Source organism: Peribacillus cavernae (assembly GCF_003989135.1).
GTDB lineage: Bacteria > Bacillota > Bacilli > Bacillales > DSM-1321 > Peribacillus > Peribacillus cavernae.
Genome location: NZ_RYZZ01000007.1, coordinates 32,490 through 59,212 on the forward strand (window position 1 = coordinate 32,490; position 26,723 = coordinate 59,212).

Sequence of the window (26,723 nt, forward strand, 5' to 3'; positions counted from 1 at the left end):
AGGGAGGTATATAGCAATGAAAATCAAAGAATTGCATGTATATGGATATGGCAAGCTTGAAAACAAGACATTCAGTGATCTTGGGCAGCTGCAGATTTTCTTCGGAGAAAATGAATCAGGAAAGACCACTATCATGTCATTCATCCATAGTATCTTATTTGGTTTTCCGACCAAAAGCCAAAACGAGAGGCGTTATGAACCTAAACTGAATGCGAAATACGGCGGAAGTGTTTTACTGGTTTCGGAACGATTTGGTGAAGTGGGCATTGAAAGGGTCAAAGGAAAAGCAGTCGGGGATGTGAACGTAGCTTTTGAAAATGGAAAGGTTGGAAATGAAAACGACTTAAAGGAACTGCTGCAGGGGATCGATAAAAACTACTTTCAGTCCGTTTTCTCTTTTGATCTGCAAGGTCTTCATGGAGTGCAGGACATAAGTGAAGCAGCACTCGGAAAATATTTGCTGTCCGCAGGAATGATTGGCAGCGATAAGCTTCTGGAAGTCGAAACAAAACTGCAGAAGCAACTGGATGCCCGCTTTAAGCCTTCCGGACAGAAACCAGAATTAAATGTAAAGCTGAGACAGTTGAAGGACTTGCAGTCAGGGGTGAAAAAAGCCGATGAAGAACAACGTACATACATAGAGCTTCAATTAAAGCAAAAGCAAACGGAGGCGGAACTTCTCGCGTTAAAAGAAACAATCAACAGGAATGAAGGTACATTATTTTACTATCAGGAATTCCTGAGAGTTCAGCCGCTTTTCGAAGAAAAACAAACGGTGCAGAACGAGCTTGCTAAACTAGGGGACGTCCCTTTTCCAGTTGATGGATTAAAAAGGCTTGAACAGCTTGTTGCTCTAAAGATACCGAACAACGCTCAGCTTTCCGCAATGCAGCAGAAACAGCAGGAGAACGATACGAGTATAGAACAGCTGAATATTTCCCCGTATCTAACCGCCAACAAAGAGAAATGGACAGCCGTTCTTGACAATGCCCCTTTGCTTGAAAAATGGGAAGAGGAAAAAAGTCAGCTTGAACAAACCCTTCGTACAAAAGAAAGGGAGAAGGAGAACTATAAAAACAATTTATTGATTGAATTGCATGACGACGAAATCAGCAAACTGGACACGAGCATCTTTATGACAGAAAAGATAAAAGGGCTTGAACGAGAAAAGCATCGATTGGAAAGTGAAAGAACTCGGCTGGATGAAAAATATAAGCTGGAAAAAAATAGTCTCGAGGCCACTGAAGCAAGGATAGACGAACTAAAGCAAAACCAGCTTCCCAATGAAGAGAGACGACGGCTGGAACGTGTATATAGCCCTCACAGTAACGGAAACTATGCCACACTTAAAAAGGAAATCCTCGAAGAACAGATTGCTGAATTGACGCAAAAATATTCGCAGCTGTCGGCAAAAGCGAAAAGGAACCGGAAGCGGTCAGCCATTACGGCCACCCTGCTTGCGGTGATTTCTCTGGTTACTTCTGGTTATTTCCTCATTGGCGAACAGTTCCTTCTAGGTGGAATTACTGCTTTATTTGCGGCAATCGCGATTTCATTCCATTTCTTTATCAATCAAACTGATGTGCTGGCCGATCTGAAGCAACAATTAGCACATGCTGAAAAGAAGAAAAGAAATGATCAACAGCAAACAGAGGAGGAACCGTCGTTGGAGTCAGTTTCTATACGCCATCTGCTGCAAAAAGAGGAAGAAATCCAGCAGCAGCTGCGTGCCGAAGCTGTTAAACACAAAGAGAGAACAGCTGCCTTTCATTTGGTCATAGAGGAATCGGAAAGGTGGGAAGCAAGCTGGAATAAAACCAATGAAGAATTAGCTTCAATCATGCAAAAGTGGCAAATCCCTTTTAATTCAAAGGACTACCATGCCGGAGCGGCTCTGGAGCTACTGATGAACGTAAAGCATGCCATTGATGAATCTTTGGAGCTAAAGAAAAAACTTGCACGAATTGAAAGGAATTTCACACAAAAAAAACAAGAATTGTTTACTATCTGTGATGAATTGGGTATATTCGCCGCGAATTGGCGCGAAGCAGTGATAATAGTGAAGCGGGCCCTCAACCAGCATCTGGAACAATCCATGCTGCTAAACAAATATAAACAGGAAAAAAGACCATTGGAAATGGAAATCGAACGATTACAGTCAGAGTCCGCTTTCTTATCAGATGAGATGAACCAGCTTTTCAAAGCTGCCCTGGTGGAAGCTGAAGAAGAATTCAGAAAGCAAGCAAGACTTGCTGAGGAAAAAGAAAGGCTAACAACCAGCTTACAGATGATTTCCGTTCAGCTTGAAAAAACAACCTTCCATTCAGAAGACTTTGATGCTCTTTCCGTTTCAAAAGTAAGCAGATATAGTGTAGAGGCACTTGAAGCGGAAAGAAAGGACTTGTTTGGGCGGCAATCTGTATTGTTAGAACAATTATCAGATATGAAGCATAGAATCAGGCATCTGGAAGAAGGAGGGACATACAGCGATCTTCTGCACCAATATAATGAAACAAAAGCAGCCTTTAATACGGAGGCAAAAGAATGGGCTAAATATGCTCTTGCAAAAAGCATGTTGGATAAGACTATTACCACTTTTAAGCGCGAGCGGCTGCCAAAGGTCATCGTCCTGGCAGAAGAATATTTATCTTTTTTAACATCTGGGGAATATAAAAGAATCTTGCTTGGAGAAACTGTTGATGGTTTGTATCTGGAAAGATATGATGGGCTCCGTTTCGAGGCCGGGGAAGTCAGCCGCGGAACGGCAGAGCAGGTATATGTGTCGTTGAGACTTGCCCTCGCCCAGAATATCTTTGGGAGTGACGGCTTCCCCATTATTATCGATGACAGCTTTGTAAACTTCGACAGAAATCGTACCGCTAATATGATTCGGCTGATTCAAAAGATTTCAGAATCCCGGCAGGTTATTTTTTTCACCTGCCATGAACATTTACTGTCATATTTCGAGAACGCACCGATCATAAGATTAGGAAAAGAAAAAGCCGGCATACGTAAATAAAATCCAGAGCTAAAGGAGCTTTGGATTTTATTTCACAACGGACATGAACTGACAACATTGATATGGTATAATATTTTTACTTACGTAAACGGAGGTATCATCATGCAAAAAGGGATTGTTCATTATGGGATTGGCGATTCAATAGATACATATATGTACATAAAAAGCAGTACAAAGGCTGTCGCCAGCAATGGGAAGCCTTTTTTGACCTTGATTCTTTCCGATAAGACCGGTGAAATTGAAGCCAAGCTGTGGGATGTAACAGAAGCGGATGAAAGGAACTATGTTGGAGAAAAAGCGGTGAAAATTCAGGGAGAGATCCAGAATTATCGCGGCAGAAGCCAGCTGAAAATCCGAAATATCCGTCTAACTACAGATTTGGATTCTATTAGTATATCGGATTTAATCCAGACGGCCCCATTAAGTCAGGAAGAAATGCTTGGGAGTATTACCCAGTTCATCTTCGAAATGAGAAACCCGAATATCCAGCGGATTACCCGTCACTTGCTGAAGAAATATCAAGCTGATTTCCTGACCTTCCCGGCAGCAACGAAGAATCATCATGAATTTATGTCAGGCCTTGCCTATCACGTTGTTTCCATGCTTGACCTGGCAAAAGCGATTGGGGGTTTGTATCCTAAACTGGATAAAGATTTGCTGTATGCAGGGGTCATTCTTCATGATCTTGGAAAGGTAATGGAATTGTCAGGCCCGGTTTCCACAGTGTATACAGTAGAGGGGAATCTGATTGGACATATTTCGATCATGGTCAACGAAATCGGTAAAACAGCTGATGAACTCGGCATCAGCGGAGAAGAAAGCATGATCCTCCAGCATCTGGTGCTGTCCCATCACGGCAAAGCTGAGTGGGGCAGCCCCAAACCTCCGCTTGTCAGGGAAGCGGAGGTGCTTCATTATATTGATAACATCGACGCAAAGATTAACATGATGGACCGGGCCCTTGAGAAAGCAAAACCAGGGGAGTTCACAGAGCGGGTATTTGCTCTTGAAAACCGTTCATTCTACAAACCTCAATTCTAACAAACATGCTTCTTCTCTATACAAGAGAGGGAGCATATTTCTTTTGATTACGGCATATTCTCTACTAATGATACGGGACAAACTTCCCGAAAGGAGAGAGTATATGCCGATTTGGATTTGGTTTGTATTGGCCGGTATAATGATCAGTGCTATTATGACCGTACGAACAGCGAAGCAGGAAAGAAAAGAGGACACTCAATTTATCGAACAAGAGGGGCAGAAATATATGGATAGAATGAAGGAGGAAAAAGAAAGAAAAGAGAATAAGATAGAGCAAGGGGCATAATGGGAACGGAAGTACTCCTGCAGGAGCCAATAAGAAAAGGACTGTCATCAGACAGTCCTTTTTGCTAGCATAATTTTTATTGCTGAGGTGCCGGTGCCGCCGGAGGAGCTTCAGGCGGCTTCAACGCATCCTTTAAGTCTTTATCCTCAATTGTAACGTCAGCATTTTTTAATTCGTCATCCATTGCTTTTTGAACTTTTGCTTCATCAAGCTTGGAAGATTTTAAATCTTTTTCAATTTGTTTTTTCATATCATTATATGGTTTCTTTTCTTTCTTATCGAGAAGCTGGATAATGTGAAAGCCGTTTTCTGATTTAACAGGGCCGCTGATTTCATCTTTCTTCAATGCATAAGTGGCGTTTTCAAACTCCGGAACCATTTGTCCGGCACCAAACCAGCCCAAATCTCCACCTTTTTCAGCAGATCCAGGATCTTGGGAGTATTCTTTGGCAAGGTCTTCGAATTTTGCTCCCTGGTCGAGCTTTTGTTTAACTTCCTTCGCGGTCTTTTCATCATTCACCAGGATGTGTCTGGCCTGCACTTCAGGCTTAAGGGTATCATAATATTCTTTCATCTCATTCTCTGAAACCTTTACGTCCTTAAGCGCCGCTTGTTCTTGAAGCATGCCTACTTTCATCGACCGTTTAAGAGCAGCCTCGTCTTTATAGCCCGCTTGAGTAAGGGCAGAATTAAAGTTTTCACCCATCTGTGCTTTCAGCTCGTCCACTTGATCATTGACTTGTTTATCAGTTACCTTATATTTTTCCGAAAGAACTTCTTCATAGACAAGCTCTTGAACGACCTGGTTTCCGTACCTGTCTTTCATTGCGTTATAAAGTTCATCCTTTGTAACATCTCCAGCTTTCGTTTTTACAACAGCTGCTGAGTCCCCTCCTCCGCTGCAAGCAGTAAGTCCAATCAGACCGGCCGTTACCGCAATCGATAATGCCCATTTCTTCATTCAAAACAACTCCTGTATATATATTCGTGTACGTTACTGAATCTACAAGTTTTACTATAACATAAAGTGTTGCGTTTACAAAAAATATATTGTTGCATTACATTCGATGAAAATTGAAAAAAGTGGGTAAGTGACCTACCCAAATCGATGGCTCTTACATATGATGTAACGAAAATAACTAAGGAGGTATGAAAAAAATGGGTGATGGCTATAGCAACGGCTTCGCATTGTTAGTCGTACTTTTCATTTTATTGATAATTGTGGGAGCAGCTTACTGCTAATAAAAAAAGTTTTTTGTATGCAGTGGAGAAACCCACTCTCTTTAGCAGCATGGAGAATAGGATAAGGTAGCAGCAATTGTTTCTGCAAAGACTTTTCAACTAACATGAATACAGCTGCTTTATTACCCCCGATTTCTTAACAGAAGAATTGCTGTTCATTTTCGATAAGAAAGGAGGAAAATGAATGTCTGGAGGATACGGATACGGCGGAGGATTTGCCCTGATTGTGGTACTTTTCATCCTTTTAATCATCATTGGAGCTTCCTGGGGTTATTAATAAATAGGTTCTCCCTTGATAACAAAGAAAGAGAAGCGGTTCCGCTTCTCTTTTTGCTTGGTACGGTGCTGCCATTTTTCCTATGTAAAGGATATTTCGATGTAAGAAGATAAGAGCAGGATTGTAATTAAAATATTGATCGTACGGAACACCCTGGGCTGTCGGTCTTCAGGAATTTCTTTTTGAAGACATAAAGAGTTTGTCAGCTTATTTATATTGTATAAAATTACGGCGGAGAAGAGAATAAAAAACAATGAAATCACTTCCTGAATCCCTCCTTACAACATTCATGTATAATTACGATACCAAATATTATTAGAAAAAGATAGACTAAAAGTTTTAGTGATTTAGTGTCTATAGGGGTCCTACCAGCAAAACGCGTAAAACCCACGCTAATACATTTTAAAACACACCATGAATCCCTATAAGTAATTTACCTATTTTTACATTTATTTAAAATACTTGTTTTAGGCTTAGTCACAGGGTTGCTGCTCTAGTCCGTCAGATAATTTATATAAAATGTTAAAATACTCATTAAAGCAACCCTACTTTCCCTTGTCTATATACCTATACAGTGTGGTTTTGCGAGAAAAATACAATGTATTTTGTGCCAATCAGGAATAGCCCCATAAATGTCCGTTTATGGGGCTATTATTATTGACTTTTTGTTCCGCAATTGGGCCATATACTAGAATAAGTACTTTTGTAAATCATCACCATTTGTATCAATTGATATTAAGCTAACTTTAAAATTTACTTCCACATTAATAGGTGATAAATTCACTGAAATAAAACCATACGTAGTTATGCTTAAAAGTGTCATCGGATATAATGAGGTTTGAAAGGAAAAGAAGTTGTCAGGAGATAAAATGATTTAATTGGCGATCATTGGTGATTATTTACTCTGTTGTCGCAATCCAAAAGTGTGTCCATCTTCATCTGTAAATTGAGCAAAATAACCAAATTGCATCTTTTCAGGGCTCATTGGAAAGGAAACGCCTTTTTCGCTCATTTCTTTATACGTAGCTTGAATGTCTATGCAGTCAAAGACAATCGAAGGCTGTAATTCTGCCCAATTGCTCATCATAGTTTTGGGATAGATGACAAGCGCAGTTCCTGCATCAACAGGTCCGACTTCTAACCAGTGAGCGTTGGGACCATTTCATGTTCGGCTTTTATTTCAAATCCAACCTTTTTTGTCCAGAAATTTTTGGTTTGCTCTTGATTGTCTACGTAGAGTGCAACTGTAGCAAGATTCTTTATCATAATAATTACTCCTTTCCTTTAACTGATACTAACTCTAACTATTCTTTCCAAAGATGTATTGTAAAAATGCGACAGATTCATTTAACTTGTCATTATCTAAGGCACTTCCTACAGATTAATGCGTCCTACCAGCAAAAAGACGAAAAAATCTGCTAAGGCTGGAAATCCTGAGTTATCATATTTCCTTTAAAGCTTTTAGTATTTCTAGAACATATTGTACAACTCAATAGCTATGTATAAAGCTACTCCCCATATAATTATTGCTGATACTTTGTTTAGCACTTTTAATAGTTTTCCTTCTGTATCAAAGTTACCTACTACCTTTCCGGCTATTGCAAGACCTAGAAACCAAAGCCAAGAGATGACAATACAGGCGGCAGTAAATCCTACTTTTTCTGAACCCGTGTAGCTAAGTGAACTCGTTCCAATCACACCAATCGTATCAAGGATTGCATGAGGATTGAGGAGAGATACTGACATAGCAAACAAAATCTGTTTCTTAGGCGAAATGGCTGCTTCCTTTTGACTCAGGTTTGCAGGGTCGCTATTCCAAATAGACCACCCCATATAAAGAAGAAATAATAGTCCTATAGAAAAGATTACTGTTTGCAGCACAGGAACAGATAATACTATAACAGAAACCCCTAGTACTGCTAATAAAATAAGTAAAGTATCACAAAGTGAAGCTGTAATGACAACTGGGATTGCTCCCTTAAACTTTGGTTGTGAAGCTCCCTGATTAAAGACAAATACATTCTGTGCACCAAGGGGAAGGATTAACCCGAAGGCTAATACGATTCCGTGAAGTAGTGCTGCTAACATAATATTTCCCCCTTGCTTAAACTCTTAGCTTATTTTCTTTTTATGTCTATCTAGATAACGGCCGCATATATCTTCGACAACGCTATAAAATCCAGGTAAAAATGATTTAAAGAATCCTGTACAATGGTGAGCTCCCTTATATGCTGGATCCTCCATTAAGACTAAATGAGCTTTTTTCAAGTTATAATGTGGAATCGCTGGAAACAAATGATGGACCAGGTGGTAGTTGTCGTGATGTGGATGTAAAAAGAATTTTTCAACTGGATTACCGAAAGTATTTCTGCTAGCATATAATTCATTTTCATTTTTTAAACCTGAGTGCTCAGCCATTTCTGCCCAATATCTTATAATTTGAAATGTAGTAAGTAGGGGAACGAACCAGAATAAAATTAGTTCCTGCCAAAAATCGAAAGTAATACTTACTGTAATAATTGACAACCAAAAAAAAACTTTAGCAATTCTTTCAGACCAAGGCTCTTCTTTTGAAAAAATATTAACTTTAATTGTACCATAAATATACATTGGAACGTGTGTTAGTGTAAGTGGCTTTATAATATGTTTCCCTATAGGGAAAGAAGCTTTCAGTTATGGGAACAGTCAGTATCACAGCTCATTTCGGACCCGGATTATTTCCTCTGTTGAGAACAGCATGAATTCTAAAAGAATGTGAATATATGAGCAAAAGTATGGAACAAGGAAAAGCGGAAAGGGTTGTGCATATTTATCCGCTTTTTAATAAAGTGAAACCAAAGAGTACATAAAAAAGATGCATCGAGCCTGCAGGATTCAAGATATATTTGCTAATCGTTACACAGGCTCAGCTTCTATCTCTATCTTTTTTTTTAAAACCTTGCCGTCCTCGTCAACAAACAGGTTATCAATATTGACAAATGAACGTTCAAAAATCTCCATGAAATCTTCACCGTAAATATTTCTGATTATCGCCATCATCTCAACCATATCAGGGAATTTCCCATAAAGATCACGGAGAGGAAGCGCACCGGAGAACACAGCATTGTTGCCTGGATCATATGTTTCCATCATCCTAAGCAGGAGATTTTCTCCCTCAGCGGTAATTTCGATGTAGGTATTTCTTTTGTCGTTTTCTTTTTTGGAAAACTTCAAAAGACCTCTTTCCTCTAATTTTTTCGAGAAGTTAAATGCTGTGGAAACATGCATTACCCCGAACTTTGCGACATCGGAAATAGATGCTCCGTTTAAATGATAGGCTATCCATAAAATATGGTGTTCATTGATATTCAGGTCGAACGGTTTAATCCATTGCTGCCAATCCTTTTCAATGGATTTCCACAAGGCTTTACTTAATTGGGCGACTCTTTGGCTAAAAAGCATCGCTTCTTTCATAGAATAATTTTTTTCCTGCATGAAACAGCTCACCTACTTTTAAAAAGTCTATCTATTTATTATGACAATAAAATAAAAATTAATAAAGATAAAAATTTGCGAAATTTTTAGAAACTTCAAGAAATAATATCACTTTTTGGCTATTTTTTTAGAATCACTCTTAATATTAGTTTTTTAGGCATATTTCATGGATGCCATAAAATAAAAGGAAGAGAAATCCGGGCAGTTAGGTGGGAATCATCCGCCTGCACCGGATCTTGTTAATGGGAGTTTGCTTGTTTATTCAAGATCGGGGAAGAGGCCGCGACTGTTTCCAATTCGCCGATGGCTGTTTCGATGTCAGTAATGCTGCTTGTTAGTTCCTGTTTGTTGGGTTCTATGTCCAGCTTCCAACTTTCAATAAGATTCTTGACATCCGAAATAAACACATTAATCGATTCTTTGCTTACCGTTGTGGCACTCAGCGTTGCCTTTTTGATATCGACAAGACGTTCCTTTACTTCTGTGAGTGTTGCGGTTATTTCTTCTTTATTATCTTTCATTCTTGTTCTCAGCTGTTTTCCGGAAGCAGGTGTTGCGAGCATGGTTGCTGCGCCAGCGACGACTGTTCCGGTCAGGAATCCAATAATTAACGACTTTGCCTTCATCTTGATCACCTCAGGTTAAAGTTTTTTGGTTTGATTCGGGTATAAATAGGAAAAAATTGTTAAGTAGAGAAAACATCGATGCTATCTTAGAAATCCTATTTATTCATTGCTCCTTTTTCTAAAAGTACCATAATATTCTTGTGAAGGAAAGCAAATCATTCCTTATATCTTTATATCACAAAAACTTTTTCTTAAACGTAAAAATGACATATTTAGTATTCAACAATAGTGTGCCTGTAATACGGGTTTTTTTAAGCGAACTGGCTCATAAGTGAAGAAATAGAGCATATAATCTTAAGCATGAAGATCGTTTCTTAAGGAGGGGAACTTCTTGGTGAAAATGATGTATGTATGTTTTACATTAGGCGCCATCTGTCTGGGAGGAATGCTATACTATCTTGGACATTCACGGCAGCCAGGGATTTATCCTCCTAAAAAACAATTACAGCAGAGGGCTAGCATGTTTGGGCTTGCTGGGGCGGTTTTATTACTTATCGGGTTTATCATCTATCTATTCTAAAGATAAAAAAACACCGGAAAATCTCCGGTGTTTTTAGTGGTATATTAAACATGTGCAGCAGTATTCGATTTTTTCATTATTCTGGTGACGATTGGATATAGGATGATCACTGCAACTGTATTTAAAACCGTAGCTGGCAATACAGCTCCTGCAAACATGCCTACAAATGCTCCAGGCAAGCCTACAATGAAATAAGCGGATGTCAGGAAGACAACTCCGGAAATAAGGGTGCCGACCGCAGTTAAGATTCCAGCTGTTACAATGGATCCTGCATGCTTTTTGAATGCCATCACTAAGAAATAAAAAACAAATGCCGTCACAAATTTATCGATGATATTTGGGATGAATCCGCCTGGAAAGGAGGAAGTCAGTCCGGAAATAATTCCACTTGCTATTGCTACTAGGAAAACATTCTTTTTCTCGGGAAACAAAATAATCGCTAAAAACGCCATTGTAAGCATCATATCTGGTTTCATTCCAAGGATAAATCCTGGAATTGCCAGATGCAGTGCAGCTCCTATCCCCACCAAAAGGGACAGCGATACCAGTACTTTCGTATTCATTTCTCATCTCTCCTATTCTCATCTCGGTCTGAATGTTTGGCTTCCCCAGCAGTGCACTGATTGCCTGAAGCGAGAAGTTTAAATCAGTATATCATGCATTTTTGTTTTTTAGAAGGAATTTATTTAAAAATAGGTGATTAACAGACTATGACTTTACGACTGAAGCAGAGTAGGTTTCTTTGAATTTCTTCATGAATTCTGCAAGTTCAGCGCAATGTGATAAGGGTACGGCATTGTAAATCGAAGCACGGCATCCTCCGATAGAGCGATGGCCGTTCAGACCGACAAAGCCGGCTGCTTTTGCCTGTTCCAGGAACTGCTTTGTTGCATGATCGTCCGGCAGCGTGAAGGTCACATTCATATGTGAGCGGCTGTCAGGAACAGCGTGGCCTTTATAAAAACCTTCGCTGTTATCAATCGCATCATAAATGAGCTTTGCTTTGGCTGTGTTCATTTCTTCAAGTTTTTCCACCCCGCCCTGGTCTTGTACCCATTCCAAGACAAGGGAAAGAAGATAGATGGCCAGGGTAGGCGGTGTATTATAAAGGGAATTGCTTTTTGCATGTGTTTCATACTGTAGCATCGTTGGCAAGTTTGTCAGGGAGCTGTTGATTAAATCCTTGCGAATAATGACCACCGTCACGCCTGATGGACCCAGATTCTTTTGGGCGCCAGCATAAATTAGCCCAAACTTGCTTACATCTATTTTTTTGCTCAATATATCGCTGGACATGTCAGCAATGAGTGGTGCATTTTCTAACTGGGGATAGCCTTTCCATTGAGTGCCATAAATGGTATTATTAGTCGTAATATGCAGATAAGCTGCGTCAGCCGGGTTATAGGCTATCTCTTCCACAGCTGGAATATAAGTATAATTTGATTCCTTTGCAGAGGCTGCTATTTCTGTATTGCCGATTTTCTTTGCTTCCTTGAGGGCCTTTTCGGACCAGGAGCCTGTAAGGACATAATACGCTTTACGGTCCGACTGGAGTAAATTCATCGGCACCATGGTAAACTGTAAGCTGGCGCCTCCTTGGAGGAATAATACTTCATAATTGTCGGGTATATCCATGATTTCTTTCAACAGGGCAATCGATTTACTATGGATCGCATCGAACGTATTGCTGCGATGGCTTAATTCCATCACTGACATACCAGTATCCTCGATATTCAGCCATTCACCCTGGGCTTTTTGTAAAACAGCTTCCGGCAGTGCCGCCGGTCCGGCATTAAAGTTTAGTGCGCGTTTCATTTTGTGTTCCTCCTTCGCAGTAATACATTAAAGTGCAGAAATTTATTTCTATAGTAACAGAAATAGAAGCTGTAATGGAGGATAATTTCGAATTTTCATTACAGCCATGTTTTGGAATAGGGGAAAATAAGCATTTTTCAGGTGAAAAGTAAAATAAAACCAGGGCAGATGTATCCCTGGTTGACCGAATGGCTTACTTGAGATGATTTGAAATAGCGCCGGACATTTTTTGCAGGTCTTCGGAAGTATAGTCGCTTGTATGTGCTTTCCATACGGCGCCGAATCCGTCGCCTTCTCCGTAGCGCGGAAGAATATGCATGTGATAATGAAATACCGTTTGGCCGGCAGCTTCCCCGTTGTTGTTAACGATGTTTAGGCCAATCGGGTTACATTCCTGTTTGATGGCACGGGCGATTTCGGGAACGGCCGCGAATAGATTCTTTGCGATTTCCGGGGTTAATTCGTAGATGTTTTCTTTATGTACCTTTGGGATAACAAGAGTATGTCCTTTTGTCACCTGGCTAATATCAAGAAAAGCAAGGACATGTTCATTTTCAAATACTTTTGCTCCGGGGATATCTCCATTTACGATACTGCAGAAAATACATTCTCTCATGATAAACGTCCTTTCATAGCGTATATATATTGGGATGTTTTTACTATTGTATCATATCTGGCAATGGAACGTCGACTAATGCCAGCCATGTGCGGTAAGCAAAAAAAACAGGATGCAACCAATGTTGCATCCTGTTTCGAACAAAGGGTTCAGCTTCTTATTTTACGTTTATTACAGGTAGAATTTCTTTGATCAACACCTCATTTACAAATGTAAAATTGGGTTATGATATTCGAAATTTTCCATCCAACGCGACCATCCCCTATATCTTTAAAGTCTCATCAACTTAGAAAGCATATTCGACAGTGTTTCTGAATGAATGTTCTGACAAGTAACGTGCAAAGCGATCATCCCCTTGCATTCAAACGTTTTTTGAAGCTTCTAGGTTGTTTCAGCTAGTATGTCTTTAACTGACACCCCATTCACGTATGATGTTTTAAATCACTTGTAATGAAGAACCCCTTCTTCACTAATTATCATGACCAAGGTCATTTGATTTTATTAATGGTTATTATTGGTATGTACAATTAACTTTTAATGCATATCTAGGCTTATTTTTGTTAAAATGTAAGGAACGTATATAAAGAAAGGTTTGATGGCATGTCCTTGTTAGAAATAAACAAGCTTATAGGAGGATATACGAAGACTCCAGTTTTAAAAGGCATCAGTTTTGAGATACAGCCCCAGGAACTGGTGGGACTTATCGGGCTAAATGGTGCCGGGAAAAGTACAACCATTAAACATATCATTGGCCTGATGGAACCGAAATCCGGCACTATTGCCATTGACGGGAAGTCGTTTGCCGACCATCCGGATGAATACAGAAAACAATTTACATATATTCCTGAGACACCGATCTTGTATGATGAATTGACGCTTGAAGAGCATTTGAAGCTGACTGCTATGGCTTACGGTCTTGAAGAAAAGGCCTATAAGAATCGGATGGAACAGCTTCTTAAGGAGTTTCGGATGGAAAAGAGGCTGTCGTGGTTTCCGGCCCATTTTTCAAAAGGAATGAAGCAGAAGGTGATGATTATGTGTGCTTTTTTAGTGCAGCCTTCCTTATATATTATAGATGAACCGTTTCTTGGATTGGATCCTCTGGGAATCCAATCGCTGTTGGATTTAATGAACAAAATGAAAGACGGAGGCGCCGGCATCCTCATGTCTACGCACATCCTCGCAACAGCGGAACGATATTGTGATTCCTTCATCATTTTGCATAATGGTGAAATCCGTGCCAAAGGAAACCTTGAGCAGTTACGAGAGCAATTTTCCATGCCCGGGGCAACACTTGACGATTTATATATCCAGCTGACGAAGGAAGATCATAATGAATAGCCAGGAGCTGTGGATCGATCGGTTTAAAGGCTTTAGCAAGGAACTGCAAAAATATCTCCGCTATATCTTTAACGGGCATCTTTTGTTTGTACTGGTTTTTGCAGTTGGGGGGCTGTCTTTTTATTACAGCGAATGGGTAAAAACGGTAGATGGCGATTTTCCTGCAGAAATGATCATGGCGGTGGTGATAGGCTTCCTTGTCGCTAAAAGTCCGATTAATACATTTTTAAAAGAAGCAGATATAGTCTTTCTGCTTCCGCTTGAGACGAAGCTGAAAGACTATTTTTCCAGATCGATCGTTTTGAGCTTTGTGATTCAAGGCTACCTTCTGCTTATGGTATTTGCGGCTTCTATGCCGATGTTTTCGAAGGTAACCGGGGCGGGCCTGGGTGAATTTATCTGGATGTTCGTTGTAATTTTACTGACCAAATATATAAACCTGCAAATCCGCTGGAACGTATTGAAATTTCAAGAAAAATCCGCTCTCTGGATGGATGGACTTTTGCGGCTCATCATTGATATCCTCCTGCTCTATTTCGTCTTTATTTATTCAGCTGCGGTCTTTCCGATTGTAATGGGCATTTTGTTGGTCCTGTTATGGTTGTACTATCGTAACGCAACGCAGAAAAAGGGATTGAAATGGGAGCGGTTAGTCGAGTTAGAAGAAAAACGGCTAATGTCTTTCTACCGGCTTGCCAATTTATTCACGGATGTTCCTAGACTGAGGGATAAAGTCTCAAGAAGGAAATGGCTTGACCCGCTGCTGCGTTTTATTCCCTATCACCAACAGGCAACATATCAATTCCTGTATGCCCGTACAATGCTCCGGGCGAATGATTATATTGGCTTGTTAATCCGCTTGACGGTGATTGGTTCTTTCGTGCTGGCTGCTTTGCCGGGATTATGGGTGAAGCTGCTGGTTACCCTGCTGTTCTTATATATCACCGGCTTACAACTGCTTCCCGTCTGGAGGCAGCATGAAATGAAAATATGGGTATCATTATATCCGTTGCCTCTGGACCTGCGTAGAAAAGCAGTTATACAATTAATTTCGGTCTTTTTGCTGATTGAAAACATTGTGTTTTTTGTGGTTGCGCTTTTTTGGGGCGGCTTGCTTACCGGAGTCGCTTCCTTGGCTGTTGGTATTGTTTTTATCATTCTGTTTCAGATATACGCTAAGAATAGAATGGAGAAATTTTAATGAGTTCCTTGTTAATACACCGGCAAAAGAAATTATAAATCAAAAAAGCAGTGGATTTCGTCAGTCGAATATCGCTGCTTTTTGTTTTTGGTTGACGAAAATTATGTTTAAAACTGATCTGGATGATTGCGCTGCTTTATTTATTGTTATAGTGTGCGGATCAATTTATCGTCGGTTCATTTACCACTGTTGACGCCGCTGGTGATTCCGAGTCCTGTTTTTGGTAGGTAATTGCCGCTGTTCCTAATGTTTTTGCAGCAATCAGCATTGCTTTTTCGTCAATGTCAAATTTGGGGTGATGATGCGGATAGATAATTTCGGTACCTTCTGCCAGTGCCCCGGTAAAGAAAAAGGTTCCTTTGACATTCTGCAGATAATAAGCGAAATCTTCACCGCTCATATCAGGCACAGTTTCTTCAATGGCAGTAACTTCCTCGACCAATCTGGCGCTCTGGATTACCTGCTTCGTTTCATCGTCGTGGGGCACGACGGCAGGATAGCCACGGTGATATACATATTCGTAAGAACAACCGGCAGCCATGCAGATACCGTTGACTATTTTTTCAATTTCCGATTCAATAAAATCCTGTACATCTTCTTTGAAGGTCCGTACTGTACCGATTAATTTTGCTTTGTCTGCGATGATGTTAAAGGCATTGTCCGCCACAAGCGATCCCACCGTTACGACTGCAGAATCGATCGGGCTTACCCTCCGGCTGACAATTTGCTGGAGGGCGATTACCAGCTGTGATGCGGTTACAATGGCATCGTTCGTTTTATGAGGTTGCGCCCCGTGACCGCCGCGGCCCTGAATTTGTATTTCAAACCGGTCAGCTGCAGCCATGATTGGTCCAAAGCGGTATTGGATCGTGCCTGTCGGAACAGTTGCCCATAAATGGGTACCAAAGATTGCGTCAACTCCATCGAGGCATCCATCCTTAATCATCGGTTTAGCTCCGCCTGGCGCGTATTCCTCGGCATGCTGATGGATAAATACGTATTCACCCTCCAGCTCATCCTTTAACTCATGAAAGGCCCTTGCAAGCATGAGAAGGAGAGCCGTATGGCCATCATGTCCGCAGGCGTGCATGACCCCGGGAACTGCCGACTTATACGGTACATCCTTTTCATCCTGGATCGGCAGAGCATCAAAATCCGCTCTTAATGCAACGGTTTTCCCCGGCTTTAATCCGGATATTTTAGCCACGACACCATTCCCGCCTACCCCGGTGTGCACTTCGATCCCGAGTTGATGATAGAAATCGGCTATATAAGCAGCTGTCTTTGTTTCTTTAAAAGATAATTCCGGATGCTGATGAAGGTATCTGCGAATGGAAACCATTTCTCCAAATGATTCCTCAAGAAGCCGATGTAATTGATTAATCATGACAGAACATCCCCCTTACTATAATTGTAGAAATATTGAAACAATTATATCATATTAGATAAGTGAAATTTACTAGGCTAAACCGATTTCATTTAGCACGTTTATACTTACTTAAAGCCATCCGTATGAATGGACAGGAAAGATAAACCTGTACGAATCAATCTTGTCGAATGGCCAGTTATTTTTTTGTCATAAAATCAACTAGATGAGGAACATAGCCACGATGGTCGTGATAACTAATCCGATTGTCACAGGGAGGAGATTCCTTCTGGCCAGTTCAAACGGGTCGACATTACAGATGGCAGCAGCCGGAATGAGTGCCCAAGGAACGAGTGTGCCGCCGCCAATCCAAATCGCTGAAATCTGTCCTAATGCCGTTAACGTAGCTGCTCCGCCGTCAATGGCCGATGAGAACAGATGCGCTACAGAACCCGCAAGAGAAATTCCGGAAAAGCCAGACCCATCCAGTCCTGTAATCGCTCCAATCGAAGTCAGGGTAATTGCGGCGATTTCCTTTGTTAAAGGTACGGATTGGGCGAGAGCAATACCCAAGTCGTTAACGATACCTTGCGAAGCTTTTGGCAAATAATCACCGATTATTTTTGTAAAACCTGCATCCCCTAAATAAAAGAAAGCCGCAATCGGGATAACCGGCCCGAAAACTTTAAAGCCAAATTGAAATCCTTCGATCAAATAACTCGTGGTTTTCTCCAAGCCGTGATGGCCATGGGCTGTGAGTGAGAGAATCAACAAAATAAAGACAGAAGTGCCGCCGATCAGTGCCGTAGCATCTCCTCCCTGCAGATTGAGTGTGTACATTGCTACAACATCAAGCACAAAAGCGATTGGAATGAATAAGGCAAAGAATTTCCTTTTTCCTGCTGATAGGAGACTGTTATCAATCTCTAGTTCTGTTTCCTTTATCTCTGATAAATCTTGATTCTGTAATTTCCCGCGCTTCATGTCCCGTTTTAAGAAGAAGAAGGCTGTTACCGTAGTGACAAGTCCCATTGTGATAACAAGCGGAATACTCGCAGCTATTACATCACCCACCGGAAGGGAAGCAGCGTCTGCTGTTAACTTCGGTGCAGCTTGAATAATAAAATCCCCTGATAAGGCAATGCCATGGCCGAACAGGTTCATCGCCATCGCTACCCCCAAAGCCGGAAGGCCAACTCTCATCGCAACCGGGAGCAGCACGGCACCTATGAGAGCAACTGCGGGTGACGGCCAAAAAAACCACGAAATGACCATCATTAATATTCCGATGATCCAATAAGCAAGAGCTGGTGTTCGAATGAATGTAACGAAAGGAGAAATCATTGCATCATTGATCCCGGTTTTGGACAAAACCCGGCTCATCGCCACAATGATGGAGATGACCAGTATCGTAGGAAGCAGTTCGGTAGTCGCATAGATAAAACTGTTAAAGATGCCGCTGATTGAACCGGAAACACTGCCGGTAGCGGTCATTGCCAGGATGAAAATCCCGATAATACAGACCAGTGTCGTATCGCGGCGCTTCACCATGAACCCGATGATTAGCACTATAAACAATACATAAATCCAATGGAGAGCCAATAAATCGACGCCCATCTTACTTCCTCCTCTCAGGTGAAAGATAAGGCAAATGCCTAACCTTATTACAGAGTATGAAGGGCGTTGATTTTGGTGAAAGAAAGGAAGTGAAGAATGTTTCTTGCTCGAAGCTCAAATTCTAAAAAGGCCCATTCCGTTCAAAGTGAATGAGCCTTTCTAGATTAAGTTATTTCTTCGTAGTCAATGAATACTGAGTAACATAAGAAGACCCAGAAAAGATTTTTTTCGTCGTATCAACGGTTTCCATGTTCGGTTTTTTGTGGGCCTGCTGAAAGGAAGTGGACGTCTGCCAGTTTTTAAAGTCGGATTGGCTTTCCCATTCCGTGAAAATGACATAAGTGTCAGAGTTTACGGGGCGAAGTACGCGGATGGCAATGAAGCCCGGTTCCTTTTCAATCATGCCTGCCCTGTTTTTGAAACGGTATTCAAATAGGGGACGCCCTTCTTCCGTCACGGGAATGTTATTCATGACGACAAACCCGTCATTCTTTATCTCTCCTTTGGAATCAATCACTTCAAATGAACGCGGAGAATTAAAGACGGTTTTCCCGTTTGTCTCGTGAAGCAGAAGCGAATTCTCCGCATTTTGCATCAAAAACATATTTTCTTCCTGATGTTTTTCTTTTTTGGGTTTTAAAAATTCATATGTTCCGGTTGTCATATAAATATTCATAATTTTCACCTCTTGGTTCATTCTATAATTATATCTTACCCTAAATTGCCCTGAATTTTCCTGCGAAAAGCGACGATTTTTTGACAATTGACGCAGTTATCTATACTTACATAGCTGAAAGAGCTATAGTGAAGGGAAAATACATTTTAATAAATATTTCCCTCATGCTATTCTATGTAAGGATATAATTTAAATATAGGATTTTTTTGCCCGAAAGGTGGATATGAATGTCTAGGGGATTTAACGATACATTTATAAAGGCTGCGAGAGGAGAAAAAACAGACCATATTCCGGTTTGGTATATGCGCCAGGCAGGAAGATCACAGCCGGAATATCGCGCTTTAAAAGAAAAGTATTCTTTATTTGAAATCACACACCAGCCCGAATTATGTGCTTATGTTACACGGTTGCCGGTGGAACAATATGACGTGGATGCGGCGGTACTGTATAAGGATATCATGACTCCGCTGCCAGCGATCGGAGTTGATGTCGAAATTAAATCGGGAATCGGTCCTGTCATTTCCAATCCAATCCGTTCTCTAGGTGATGTGGAGAAATTAGGCGAACTATCCCCTGAAGAGGATGTTCCTTACGTACTTGAGACGATTAAATTGTTAACCACAGAACAATTATCTGTGCCTTTAATCGGTTTTTCCGGTGCCCCATTTACGATTGCTTCCTATATGATCGAAGGCGGCCCATCTAAAAACTACAATAAAACAAAAGCGTTTATGTATACAGAACCAAAGACATGGTTTGTGTTGGCGGACAAGCTTGGAGATATGATTATTACGTATGTGAAAGCGCAAATCAAAGCAGGTGCCAAAGCAATCCAGATCTTTGATTCCTGGGTGGGTGCCTTGAACGTGGAAGATTACCGTACCTTCATCAAGCCTGTGATGAATCGAATTTTTTCTTCCTTACGGGAAGAGAATGTTCCATTAATCATGTTCGGGGTAGGGGCAAGTCATCTGGCGCTTGAGTGGAATGACCTGCCGCTTGATGTCGTCGGCCTTGACTGGAGACTGCCGATTTCTGAAGCGCGCAAAATCGGAATCAATAAAACGGTCCAGGGAAATCTCGATCCCGCTATCCTGCTGTCTTCATGGGATGTCATTGAAGAAAGAACGAAAAAGATCCTTGATATGGGCATGGAACAACCGGGTTATATTTTCAATCTCGGCCACGGGGTATTTCCTCAGGTTAAACCAGAGACATTGAAGCAGTTGACAGCATTTATCCATGAATATTCAGCCGGCAGACATTGATTTTGTAGTTAAATCTTTGAGCGGACTGTTTGCAGTAAAACGGCTTTTTTTTTGCACAATAAGATAGAGGAATACGTTAAATGAGGTGCAGATTTCATGTCAAAAAAGAAAATGGGCTTACTTGTAATGGCTTATGGTACGCCCTATAAAGAAGAAGATATCGAACGTTATTATACACATATCCGCCATGGGAGAAGGCCTTCCGACGAGCTGATTCAAGATCTGAAAAACAGATATAAGGCGATTGGCGGCATTTCCCCTTTAGCTGAAATTACCAGGGCCCAGGCGCAAAGCCTGGAAAAGCACTTGAATGAAGTACAGGACGAGATTGAGTTCAAGGCCTATCTTGGCCTGAAACATATCGAACCGTTCGTCGAGGATGGAGTAAAACAAATGCACGATGATGGAATTACCGAAGCGGTAAGTATCGTTTTGGCGCCCCATTTCTCCACATTCAGTGTAAAGTCGTATAATGGACGGGCAAAGGAAGAAGCGGAGAAATTAGGCGGTCTGAAGATCACTTCCGTGGAGAGCTGGTATGATGAACCAAAGTTCATTCAATATTGGGTAGACGAGCTGAAGGAAACCTATGCAAAGATGCCGGAAACAGAACGGGAAGAATTCGTGTTAATTGTTTCTGCACACAGCCTTCCGGAAAAGATCCTGCAATCGGGGGATCCTTATCCGAACCAACTGAAGGAAACAGCCGAGTTGATTGTCGAAGGAGCCGGAGTGAAAGATTATGCAATTGGCTGGCAAAGTGCCGGGCAAACACCGGAGCCATGGCTCGGACCCGACGTCCAGGATTTAACGCGAGAGCTTCATAAGGAAAAGGGCTACAAGGCGTTTATATATATTCCGGCGGGTTTTGTTGCCGAGCATTTGGAAGTGCTTTACGATAATGATTATGAATGCAAAGTGGTAACAGAAGAGGTAGGTGCTTCCTATTACCGTCCTGACATGCCGAATGTACACCCGGCATTTATTGACGCGCTCTCCACGATTATTTTGAAAAAAATGAATCAATAATCAGTCGACATCTTTAATGGAGATGTCCGGAACTATTAAATAAAAGAAGGCGATGAACCGTGAATCAATCCAGACAGAAGATAGCCGTAATCGGAGGAGGAATTACCGGGTTAGCTACTGTTTTTTACCTCCAAAAAAAAGCAAAGGAAGAAAATCTGCCGTATGATGTATTGCTAATCGAAGCATCTACCCGTTTAGGGGGAAAAGTGCAGACAGCTGTCCGAGATGGTTTTGTGATTGAAAAGGGACCGGATTCTTTCGTTGCCCGAAAGGAAAGTGCATCCCGGCTTGCAAAGGAAGTCGGGATGGAAGACAAGCTGGTGTACAACACGGCCGGCAAATCATATGTTCTCGTTAAAGGCCGCCTTCATCCAATGCCGAGTGGTTCGATTATGGGGATTCCGACAGAAATTGGCCCCTTTGTCGCAACAGGCCTGTTTAGTCCGCTGGGAAAATTAAGGGCAGCTGCTGATTTCGTCCTTCCGCGGTCTGACAAAAAGGGAGACCAGTCCCTGGGAGAGTTTTTCCGCCGCCGCCTTGGTGATGAAGTGCTGGAAAATTTAATTGAACCACTGTTGTCAGGAATTTATGCTGGCGATATCGATCAATTAAGCCTGATGGCTACGTTCCCGCAATTTTATCATGTGGAACAGGAGCACCGCAGCTTGATTGTCGGCATGAAAAAGACAACTCCGGATGCTCAAAAAAACGCAGAGAAAAATGCGCCCAAAAAAGGCAAATTCCTGACGATGACAACCGGTCTGCAATCTTTCATAGATGCTATCGAAAACCACCTTACACCCCGTTCTGTCATAAAGGGAGTAAGGGTGGAAGATATCAGGCAAAAAGATAAACAGTATCAGCTAAACTTAAATAACCAGGAAGTCATCTTTGCAGATGCTGTCATCACCGCTGCCCCCCATCATGCACTCACCGCGATTTTCTCTAGCTACCCATTTTTTTCGCCGCTTAAAGAAATGCAGGCAACCAGCGTAGCTACTGTCGCGATGGCATTTGAAGAGTCAGCGATAAAGCAGGATATTGATGGTACAGGATTTGTCGTTTCGCGCAACAGCGACTATACGATTACAGCCTGTACATGGACCCATCGAAAATGGGCGCACTCGACACCTGATGGGAAAGTATTGATCCGCTGCTATGTTGGCCGCGCCGGTGATGAGGCGGTCGTTGATTTACCTGATGAAGAAATCATCAAAATTGTTCTTGAAGACTTAAATAAGACAATGTCGATTAGCGATAAGCCCGATTTCTCGATTGTGACCCGCTGGAAGGATGCGATGCCGCAATATACTGTGGGGCATAAGCAGCGAATCGAGAAGGTAAGAAATGAGGTAAGAGAAGAATTGCCAGGTGTATTCCTCGCCGGCAGTTCCTTTGAAGGGCTTGGTTTGCCGGACTGCATCGATCAAGCTGAGAAAGCTGTAGAAGATGTCGTTCAATATTTAAAGGAAAATCGGGGATCACCTGAAAAAAAAGCAGCTGTCCATTGAACTACCCCCACTTACCGGCTTGGTCCGCTTGAAGTGGGGGATTCCAACCTGAATTCCATTGGAATGCAAGGTCTTGCTGACCTCGCCAGTTGAACGACGTAAGGATTCTAATTGAATAGTAGGTTCTTCATCATTTGTTTTGGAATACCTAAGTAGAACACCTTGTAATGCACCCAGACCCTTAGAATCTTCATCTGCTCTGGCGAAGACAGTGAAAGACTGTACAAGGTGTTTTTTTATTTGATTTGAGTCCTTTGGCACTTTTCCTTTAATCCTCCCCCTGCGGCCAATGGTAAAGGCAGTAGAGGAAGCAGGCGGTTATTGTATAATTAGAGTGTTGCAAGCAAAACAGGGGGAATTAGATGTTTATCACTAAAATCGAACCGCGGATTTCGGAAACCGACGGCGCAGGACATATCAATAATACGACCATTCCTATCTGGTTTGAGGCGGGGCGAATTGGAATCTTTAAATTGTTTACTCCAAGTTCACTTTTTAAAGATTGGAAGCTTGTCATTGTGAATATGAATGTAGATTTCGTACATGAAATCTACTATGGCAGGGAAGTTATCATTAAAACGTGGATTGACCGACTTGGAAATTCAAGCTTTACGATCAAAGAAGAGATATATCAGGATGAGGTTTTATGTGCGAAAGGAACATCAGCCTATGTCAATTATAACTTTCAACAAAAAAAATCCGAACCCATTTCGGAGTCAATCCGTGAACAGTTGAAAGGGCACATGGAGTCACTTTGATACGCACGATAATGATTGTTAAAAAGAGGGCTTGAAATAACCAAGCTCTTTTTGCCGTATCCGATAAATTTATTGTTTGCTTAACCGTTGAAGGTCTGTTTCTACTTGGTAGACACGCTTGTTCAATGCTTCGGTTTTATCATCAACATAGTCGACAATTTTTTCTGTGTATTCACTGATACTGACGACAATATTTTTTTGTAATCGTTCAAGCCCAGCTTCTAATCGTTTTTGACCATGTTTTAGATCGTTGATATCAGAGCGCATTTTTTTTTGCCCCTGAGTCAGATCGGTGATATCAGAGCGCATTTCTTTTTGCCCCTGAGTCAGATCGGTGATATCAGAGCGCATTTCTTTTTGACTCTGAGCGAGGTCGATGATATCAGAGCGCATTTCCTTTTGTCCTTGAGTCAGATCGTTGATATCAGAACGCATTTCCTTTTGTCCTTGAGTCAACCCGTTGACATTTGACCGCACCTCTTTTAGCTCAACAAGGATTTGTTTTAATGTTTCTTCCATTTGTTCTACCCTCCCATCTTTTTTAATATTATACCATTAATTTATTTCACTTCTAGAAAAATGAACATGTATTTCTGAACGATTTTCTCTTAGAGAACAAACCCGAAAGTAGCAATCTAACTATTGCCGCAACAAAAAAACGCCCAGGATAGTAAAACCTGTACGTTTTCCTATTAGTTTTATAAAGGCCCCATTACTAGATACGGAGACTGGTTTTAAGGAGGATGCGCCAGTGAGATATGTGGCGCATCTTATGGAAGTAACCTGCTTTTAGAAAAAAGCAGAAGGTGAAACCTAAGGGATTAATTTACAGAAACATGAAGGCAATGATCGCACTTGCTACCATAACATTCGTGCTGTTCCTCGATCTTTTCGCCGCATTCTGAACATTGCTTGGCCGGCAGGTTCTTAAAAAACTCCACGCTGCTTTGAATCATGTTAATCACCCTCCATTAATTTTGAGTTCGCAAAATGTAGTAGACAATTTTCTGAATATTTAGCTTACCACTATTGTATTATAACAGACTAATCATGTCAACAAATGTTTTATAACAAAATTCAAAAACGTGTAAAAATGGGCATAATGATTTATATTATGAGAGGATACCAATTGAAACGTACGAGGAGAGTGCGAGGCATGAAGATAACTGTGATTGGATGCTGGGGAGGATATCCGGCAAAGAACGAGGCAAGCTCAGGTTATTTACTGGAATATGAGAATTATCGTATCTTGCTTGATTGTGGCAGCGGAGTGCTTTCACAGCTCCAAAACCATATGGAACCCGAGGAATTGGATGCAGTAGTACTGACTCATTATCATTCTGATCATGTAGCAGATATCGGAGTGCTGCAGCACGCTGTTTTAATACAGCAAATATTCGGCGTTGCCAAGAAAACAATTCCGATCTACGGGCATGCCTTAGATGAAGCTGAATTTAATCGGCTAACATATAAAGACATTACCAAGGGGATTGCTTATTCGGAAGACAAGCCGCTGCAAATTGGGCCGCTTACCTTCACTTTTTTACGCACGAACCATCCTGTTCCGTGTTTTGCGATGAGGATTGAAGCAAAGGGACAAGCTATTGTATATACCGGTGACAGTGCCTATATGGACCAGCTTGCGGAATTTGCCATGGATGCTAATGTCTTGCTGTGCGAGAGCAATCTTTATGGCGATACGGATGGCTCAGAACCGGGCCATATGACCGCAAGAGAAGCGGGAAAATTGGCGGATAAAGCAGACGTGCAGCTTTTGCTTTTGACCCATCTTCCTCACTTTGGCGACCTTAACCAGTTGAAGAAGGAAGCCGGGGAAAACTTCAAGCGGGAAATTGCGGTAGCAAGGAACGCACTGGAATTTCAGTTGTAATGCTTTAGCTTTATAAGACTGGAGCAGCGATTTTTAGGAGGACTTTATGTATGTTATTTATTGATAATAAAGGAATTACCGATGCGCAGATTAATTTGGCTATAGAGGAATATGCCTTGAAGAGCCTAGATATCAATGAAACCTTTCTATTATTTTATATAAATGAACCGTCGATTATCATCGGGAAAAACCAGAATACGATTGAAGAAATCAATACCGATTATGTAGATAAGAACGGCATCAAGGTGGTCCGCCGCTTGTCCGGAGGCGGAGCAGTATACCACGATCTCGAAAACTTGAATTTCAGCTTTATCACCAAGGATGATGGAGAAAGCTTTCATAACTTCCAAAAGTTCACCGAGCCGGTCATCAAGGCACTCAAAAAGCTAGATATCAACGCGGAACTGAGCGGCCGCAATGATATCCTTGCAGAAGGAAAGAAAATATCCGGCAATGCCCAGTTTTCGACAAGAGGCCGGATGTTCAGCCACGGTACGTTGCTGTTTAACTCAGAGATGGAACATGTGGTCTCGGCCTTAAAAGTCAAAAAGGATAAAATTGAATCCAAGGGGATTAAATCAATCAGAAGCCGTGTGACCAACATTTCTGATTTCCTCAAGGAACCACTGACAATCAAGCAGTTTAGAATGCTACTCTTGAAAAATATTTTTGAAGATAATGATGAAATTCCTGAGTATGTCTTGACATCGCAGGATTGGGAGAACATTCATAAGCTTTCAAAAGAAAGATATCAAAGTTGGGACTGGAACTACGGAAAATCGCCGAAGTTCAACCTTCAACACTCTCACCGCTTCCCTGTTGGCTCAATTGATATCCGTCTAGATGTAACCAAAGGAGTCATCGGAAACTGTAAAATCTACGGTGACTTTTTCGGCGTGGGAGACGTGGATGATATTGAAGAAAAGCTGAAGGGCTTGCGTTATGAGAAAGAAGTGATTGAAAAGGCCCTGGCCGATGTTGACGTAAAGCATTATTTTGGCAATGTAACGAAAGAAGAAATTATAGAATTGATTTATTAAGGTGCACTAATATATTTTTGCGCCTTTCTACACCTGTCGAAATTCCCACCATATTCCACTATTATTTTCATAATTTACAAGAGTAATATATATTATGTTGAAATAGAAA

At 41.4% G+C, this 26,723-nt stretch carries 27 protein-coding genes and 2 pseudogenes; 14 read left to right on the forward strand and 15 right to left on the reverse strand.

The features are described from left to right. The first annotated feature begins 16 nt into the window (after nt 1-16). The 3 genes from ELQ35_RS06230 (at nt 17) to ELQ35_RS06240 (ending at nt 4,346) form a co-directional block, all read left to right on the forward strand. Nucleotides 17-3,019, forward strand: a complete 3,003-nt coding sequence (locus ELQ35_RS06230) for an ATP-binding protein (protein WP_126863974.1) — start codon at nt 17-19, stop codon at nt 3,017-3,019. Between the two features lie 102 nt (nt 3,020-3,121). Continuing rightward, entirely contained in the window at nt 3,122-4,060 is a 939-nt protein-coding gene (gene yhaM / locus ELQ35_RS06235; RefSeq protein WP_126863975.1) for a 3'-5' exoribonuclease YhaM, read from the forward strand. Nucleotides 4,061-4,163: 103 nt separating this feature from the next. Beyond that, nucleotides 4,164-4,346, forward strand: coding sequence for a sporulation YhaL family protein (locus ELQ35_RS06240; protein ID WP_126863976.1), 183 nt, complete (start codon nt 4,164-4,166; stop codon nt 4,344-4,346). 76 nt (nt 4,347-4,422) lie between these two features. Here ELQ35_RS06240 and ELQ35_RS06245 read toward each other — a convergent pair whose 3' ends face one another. Continuing rightward, nucleotides 4,423-5,307 (reverse strand): peptidylprolyl isomerase, encoded by an 885-nt coding sequence (locus ELQ35_RS06245; RefSeq protein ID WP_126863977.1) that lies wholly within the window; start codon nt 5,305-5,307, stop codon nt 4,423-4,425. Between the two features lie 197 nt (nt 5,308-5,504). Between ELQ35_RS06245 and ELQ35_RS06250 the strand changes: the two genes are divergently transcribed. Further along, nucleotides 5,505-5,588, forward strand: coding sequence for a YjcZ family sporulation protein (locus ELQ35_RS06250; RefSeq protein WP_126864615.1), 84 nt, complete (start codon nt 5,505-5,507; stop codon nt 5,586-5,588). Between the two features lie 184 nt (nt 5,589-5,772). Then, a complete protein-coding gene (locus ELQ35_RS06255) occupies nt 5,773-5,865 on the forward strand; it encodes a YjcZ family sporulation protein (RefSeq protein ID WP_126863978.1) in 93 nt (30 codons plus the stop codon). An 80-nt stretch (nt 5,866-5,945) separates the two neighbouring features. Here ELQ35_RS06255 and ELQ35_RS23035 read toward each other — a convergent pair whose 3' ends face one another. The 6 genes and pseudogenes from ELQ35_RS23035 to ELQ35_RS06285 form a co-directional block, all read right to left on the reverse strand. After that, nucleotides 5,946-6,125, reverse strand: coding sequence for a hypothetical protein (locus ELQ35_RS23035; protein ID WP_307364095.1), 180 nt, complete (start codon nt 6,123-6,125; stop codon nt 5,946-5,948). Nucleotides 6,126-6,760: 635 nt separating this feature from the next. Beyond that, a pseudogene (locus tag ELQ35_RS06265) lies at nt 6,761-7,131 on the reverse strand (VOC family protein). A 204-nt stretch (nt 7,132-7,335) separates the two neighbouring features. Continuing rightward, nucleotides 7,336-7,953, reverse strand: coding sequence for a LysE/ArgO family amino acid transporter (locus ELQ35_RS06270; RefSeq protein ID WP_126863980.1), 618 nt, complete (start codon nt 7,951-7,953; stop codon nt 7,336-7,338). A 24-nt stretch (nt 7,954-7,977) separates the two neighbouring features. After that, nucleotides 7,978-8,514: pseudogene (locus ELQ35_RS06275) on the reverse strand (fatty acid desaturase); the annotation flags it as partial. A 246-nt stretch (nt 8,515-8,760) separates the two neighbouring features. After that, nucleotides 8,761-9,339 carry an HTH-type transcriptional regulator Hpr gene (locus ELQ35_RS06280; protein ID WP_126863982.1) on the reverse strand — a complete coding sequence of 193 codons (579 nt, stop codon included), beginning with the start codon at nt 9,337-9,339 and terminating at the stop codon, nt 8,761-8,763. A gap of 239 nt (nt 9,340-9,578) precedes the next feature. Further along, nucleotides 9,579-9,965, reverse strand: a complete 387-nt coding sequence (locus ELQ35_RS06285; protein ID WP_126863983.1) for a YtxH domain-containing protein — start codon at nt 9,963-9,965, stop codon at nt 9,579-9,581. A 340-nt stretch (nt 9,966-10,305) separates the two neighbouring features. Here ELQ35_RS06285 and yhzF point away from each other — a divergent pair, with 340 nt between their 5' ends. Next, the gene (gene yhzF, locus ELQ35_RS06290) at nt 10,306-10,485 is read left to right on the forward strand and encodes a membrane protein YhzF (RefSeq protein WP_484237547.1); all 180 of its coding nucleotides are present in this window, start codon (nt 10,306-10,308) and stop codon (nt 10,483-10,485) included. 44 nt (nt 10,486-10,529) lie between these two features. Here yhzF and ELQ35_RS06295 read toward each other — a convergent pair whose 3' ends face one another. From ELQ35_RS06295 to ELQ35_RS06305, 3 genes are all read right to left on the reverse strand, one after another. After that, the gene (locus tag ELQ35_RS06295) at nt 10,530-11,048 is read right to left on the reverse strand and encodes a tryptophan transporter (protein ID WP_126863985.1); all 519 of its coding nucleotides are present in this window, start codon (nt 11,046-11,048) and stop codon (nt 10,530-10,532) included. A gap of 145 nt (nt 11,049-11,193) precedes the next feature. Beyond that, a complete protein-coding gene (serC, locus tag ELQ35_RS06300) occupies nt 11,194-12,300 on the reverse strand; it encodes a 3-phosphoserine/phosphohydroxythreonine transaminase (protein WP_126863986.1) in 1,107 nt (368 codons plus the stop codon). Nucleotides 12,301-12,493: 193 nt separating this feature from the next. Then, nucleotides 12,494-12,916, reverse strand: a complete 423-nt coding sequence (locus tag ELQ35_RS06305) for an HIT family protein (RefSeq protein WP_126863987.1) — start codon at nt 12,914-12,916, stop codon at nt 12,494-12,496. Between the two features lie 600 nt (nt 12,917-13,516). Here ELQ35_RS06305 and ELQ35_RS06310 point away from each other — a divergent pair. Both ELQ35_RS06310 and ELQ35_RS06315 read left to right on the forward strand, forming a co-directional pair. Next, entirely contained in the window at nt 13,517-14,257 is a 741-nt protein-coding gene (locus ELQ35_RS06310; RefSeq protein ID WP_126863988.1) for an ABC transporter ATP-binding protein, read from the forward strand. After that, on the forward strand, nt 14,250-15,458 hold the full coding sequence (locus ELQ35_RS06315) for an ABC transporter permease (protein ID WP_126863989.1): 1,209 nt from the start codon (nt 14,250-14,252) through the stop codon (nt 15,456-15,458). The genes ELQ35_RS06310 and ELQ35_RS06315 overlap by 8 nt, the downstream gene beginning before the upstream one ends. Nucleotides 15,459-15,618: 160 nt before the next feature. Here ELQ35_RS06315 and ELQ35_RS06320 read toward each other — a convergent pair whose 3' ends face one another. From ELQ35_RS06320 to ELQ35_RS06330, 3 genes are all read right to left on the reverse strand, one after another. Next, nucleotides 15,619-16,845 carry a M20 family metallopeptidase gene (locus ELQ35_RS06320; RefSeq protein ID WP_126863990.1) on the reverse strand — a complete coding sequence of 409 codons (1,227 nt, stop codon included), beginning with the start codon at nt 16,843-16,845 and terminating at the stop codon, nt 15,619-15,621. A gap of 201 nt (nt 16,846-17,046) precedes the next feature. Then, complete coding sequence (locus ELQ35_RS06325; protein ID WP_126863991.1) at nt 17,047-18,441, reverse strand: hypothetical protein; 1,395 nt, start codon at nt 18,439-18,441, stop codon at nt 17,047-17,049. Between the two features lie 169 nt (nt 18,442-18,610). Next, complete coding sequence (locus tag ELQ35_RS06330) at nt 18,611-19,117, reverse strand: antibiotic biosynthesis monooxygenase family protein (protein ID WP_126863992.1); 507 nt, start codon at nt 19,115-19,117, stop codon at nt 18,611-18,613. A 227-nt stretch (nt 19,118-19,344) separates the two neighbouring features. Here ELQ35_RS06330 and hemE point away from each other — a divergent pair, with 227 nt between their 5' ends. From hemE to ELQ35_RS06350, 4 genes are all read left to right on the forward strand, one after another. Continuing rightward, the gene (gene hemE, locus ELQ35_RS06335) at nt 19,345-20,385 is read left to right on the forward strand and encodes a uroporphyrinogen decarboxylase (protein WP_126863993.1); all 1,041 of its coding nucleotides are present in this window, start codon (nt 19,345-19,347) and stop codon (nt 20,383-20,385) included. Between the two features lie 96 nt (nt 20,386-20,481). After that, entirely contained in the window at nt 20,482-21,414 is a 933-nt protein-coding gene (gene hemH / locus ELQ35_RS06340) for a ferrochelatase (RefSeq protein WP_126863994.1), read from the forward strand. A gap of 59 nt (nt 21,415-21,473) precedes the next feature. Then, the gene (hemY, locus tag ELQ35_RS06345; RefSeq protein WP_126863995.1) at nt 21,474-22,925 is read left to right on the forward strand and encodes a protoporphyrinogen oxidase; all 1,452 of its coding nucleotides are present in this window, start codon (nt 21,474-21,476) and stop codon (nt 22,923-22,925) included. Nucleotides 22,926-23,287: 362 nt separating this feature from the next. Then, a complete protein-coding gene (locus tag ELQ35_RS06350; protein ID WP_126863996.1) occupies nt 23,288-23,683 on the forward strand; it encodes an acyl-CoA thioesterase in 396 nt (131 codons plus the stop codon). Nucleotides 23,684-23,752: 69 nt separating this feature from the next. On the opposite strand, the gene ELQ35_RS23040 is transcribed toward ELQ35_RS06350, so the two are convergent. After that, complete coding sequence (locus ELQ35_RS23040) at nt 23,753-24,202, reverse strand: hypothetical protein (protein ID WP_246026006.1); 450 nt, start codon at nt 24,200-24,202, stop codon at nt 23,753-23,755. Between the two features lie 302 nt (nt 24,203-24,504). Then, nucleotides 24,505-24,639, reverse strand: a complete 135-nt coding sequence (gene yhfH, locus ELQ35_RS06360) for a protein YhfH (RefSeq protein WP_126863997.1) — start codon at nt 24,637-24,639, stop codon at nt 24,505-24,507. A 200-nt stretch (nt 24,640-24,839) separates the two neighbouring features. On the opposite strand from yhfH, the gene ELQ35_RS06365 reads away from it, so the two are divergent. Continuing rightward, on the forward strand, nt 24,840-25,574 hold the full coding sequence (locus tag ELQ35_RS06365) for an MBL fold metallo-hydrolase (protein WP_126863998.1): 735 nt from the start codon (nt 24,840-24,842) through the stop codon (nt 25,572-25,574). Nucleotides 25,575-25,624: 50 nt separating this feature from the next. After that, on the forward strand, nt 25,625-26,614 hold the full coding sequence (lplA, locus tag ELQ35_RS06370; protein ID WP_126863999.1) for a lipoate--protein ligase: 990 nt from the start codon (nt 25,625-25,627) through the stop codon (nt 26,612-26,614). Nucleotides 26,615-26,723: the final 109 nt, after the last annotated feature.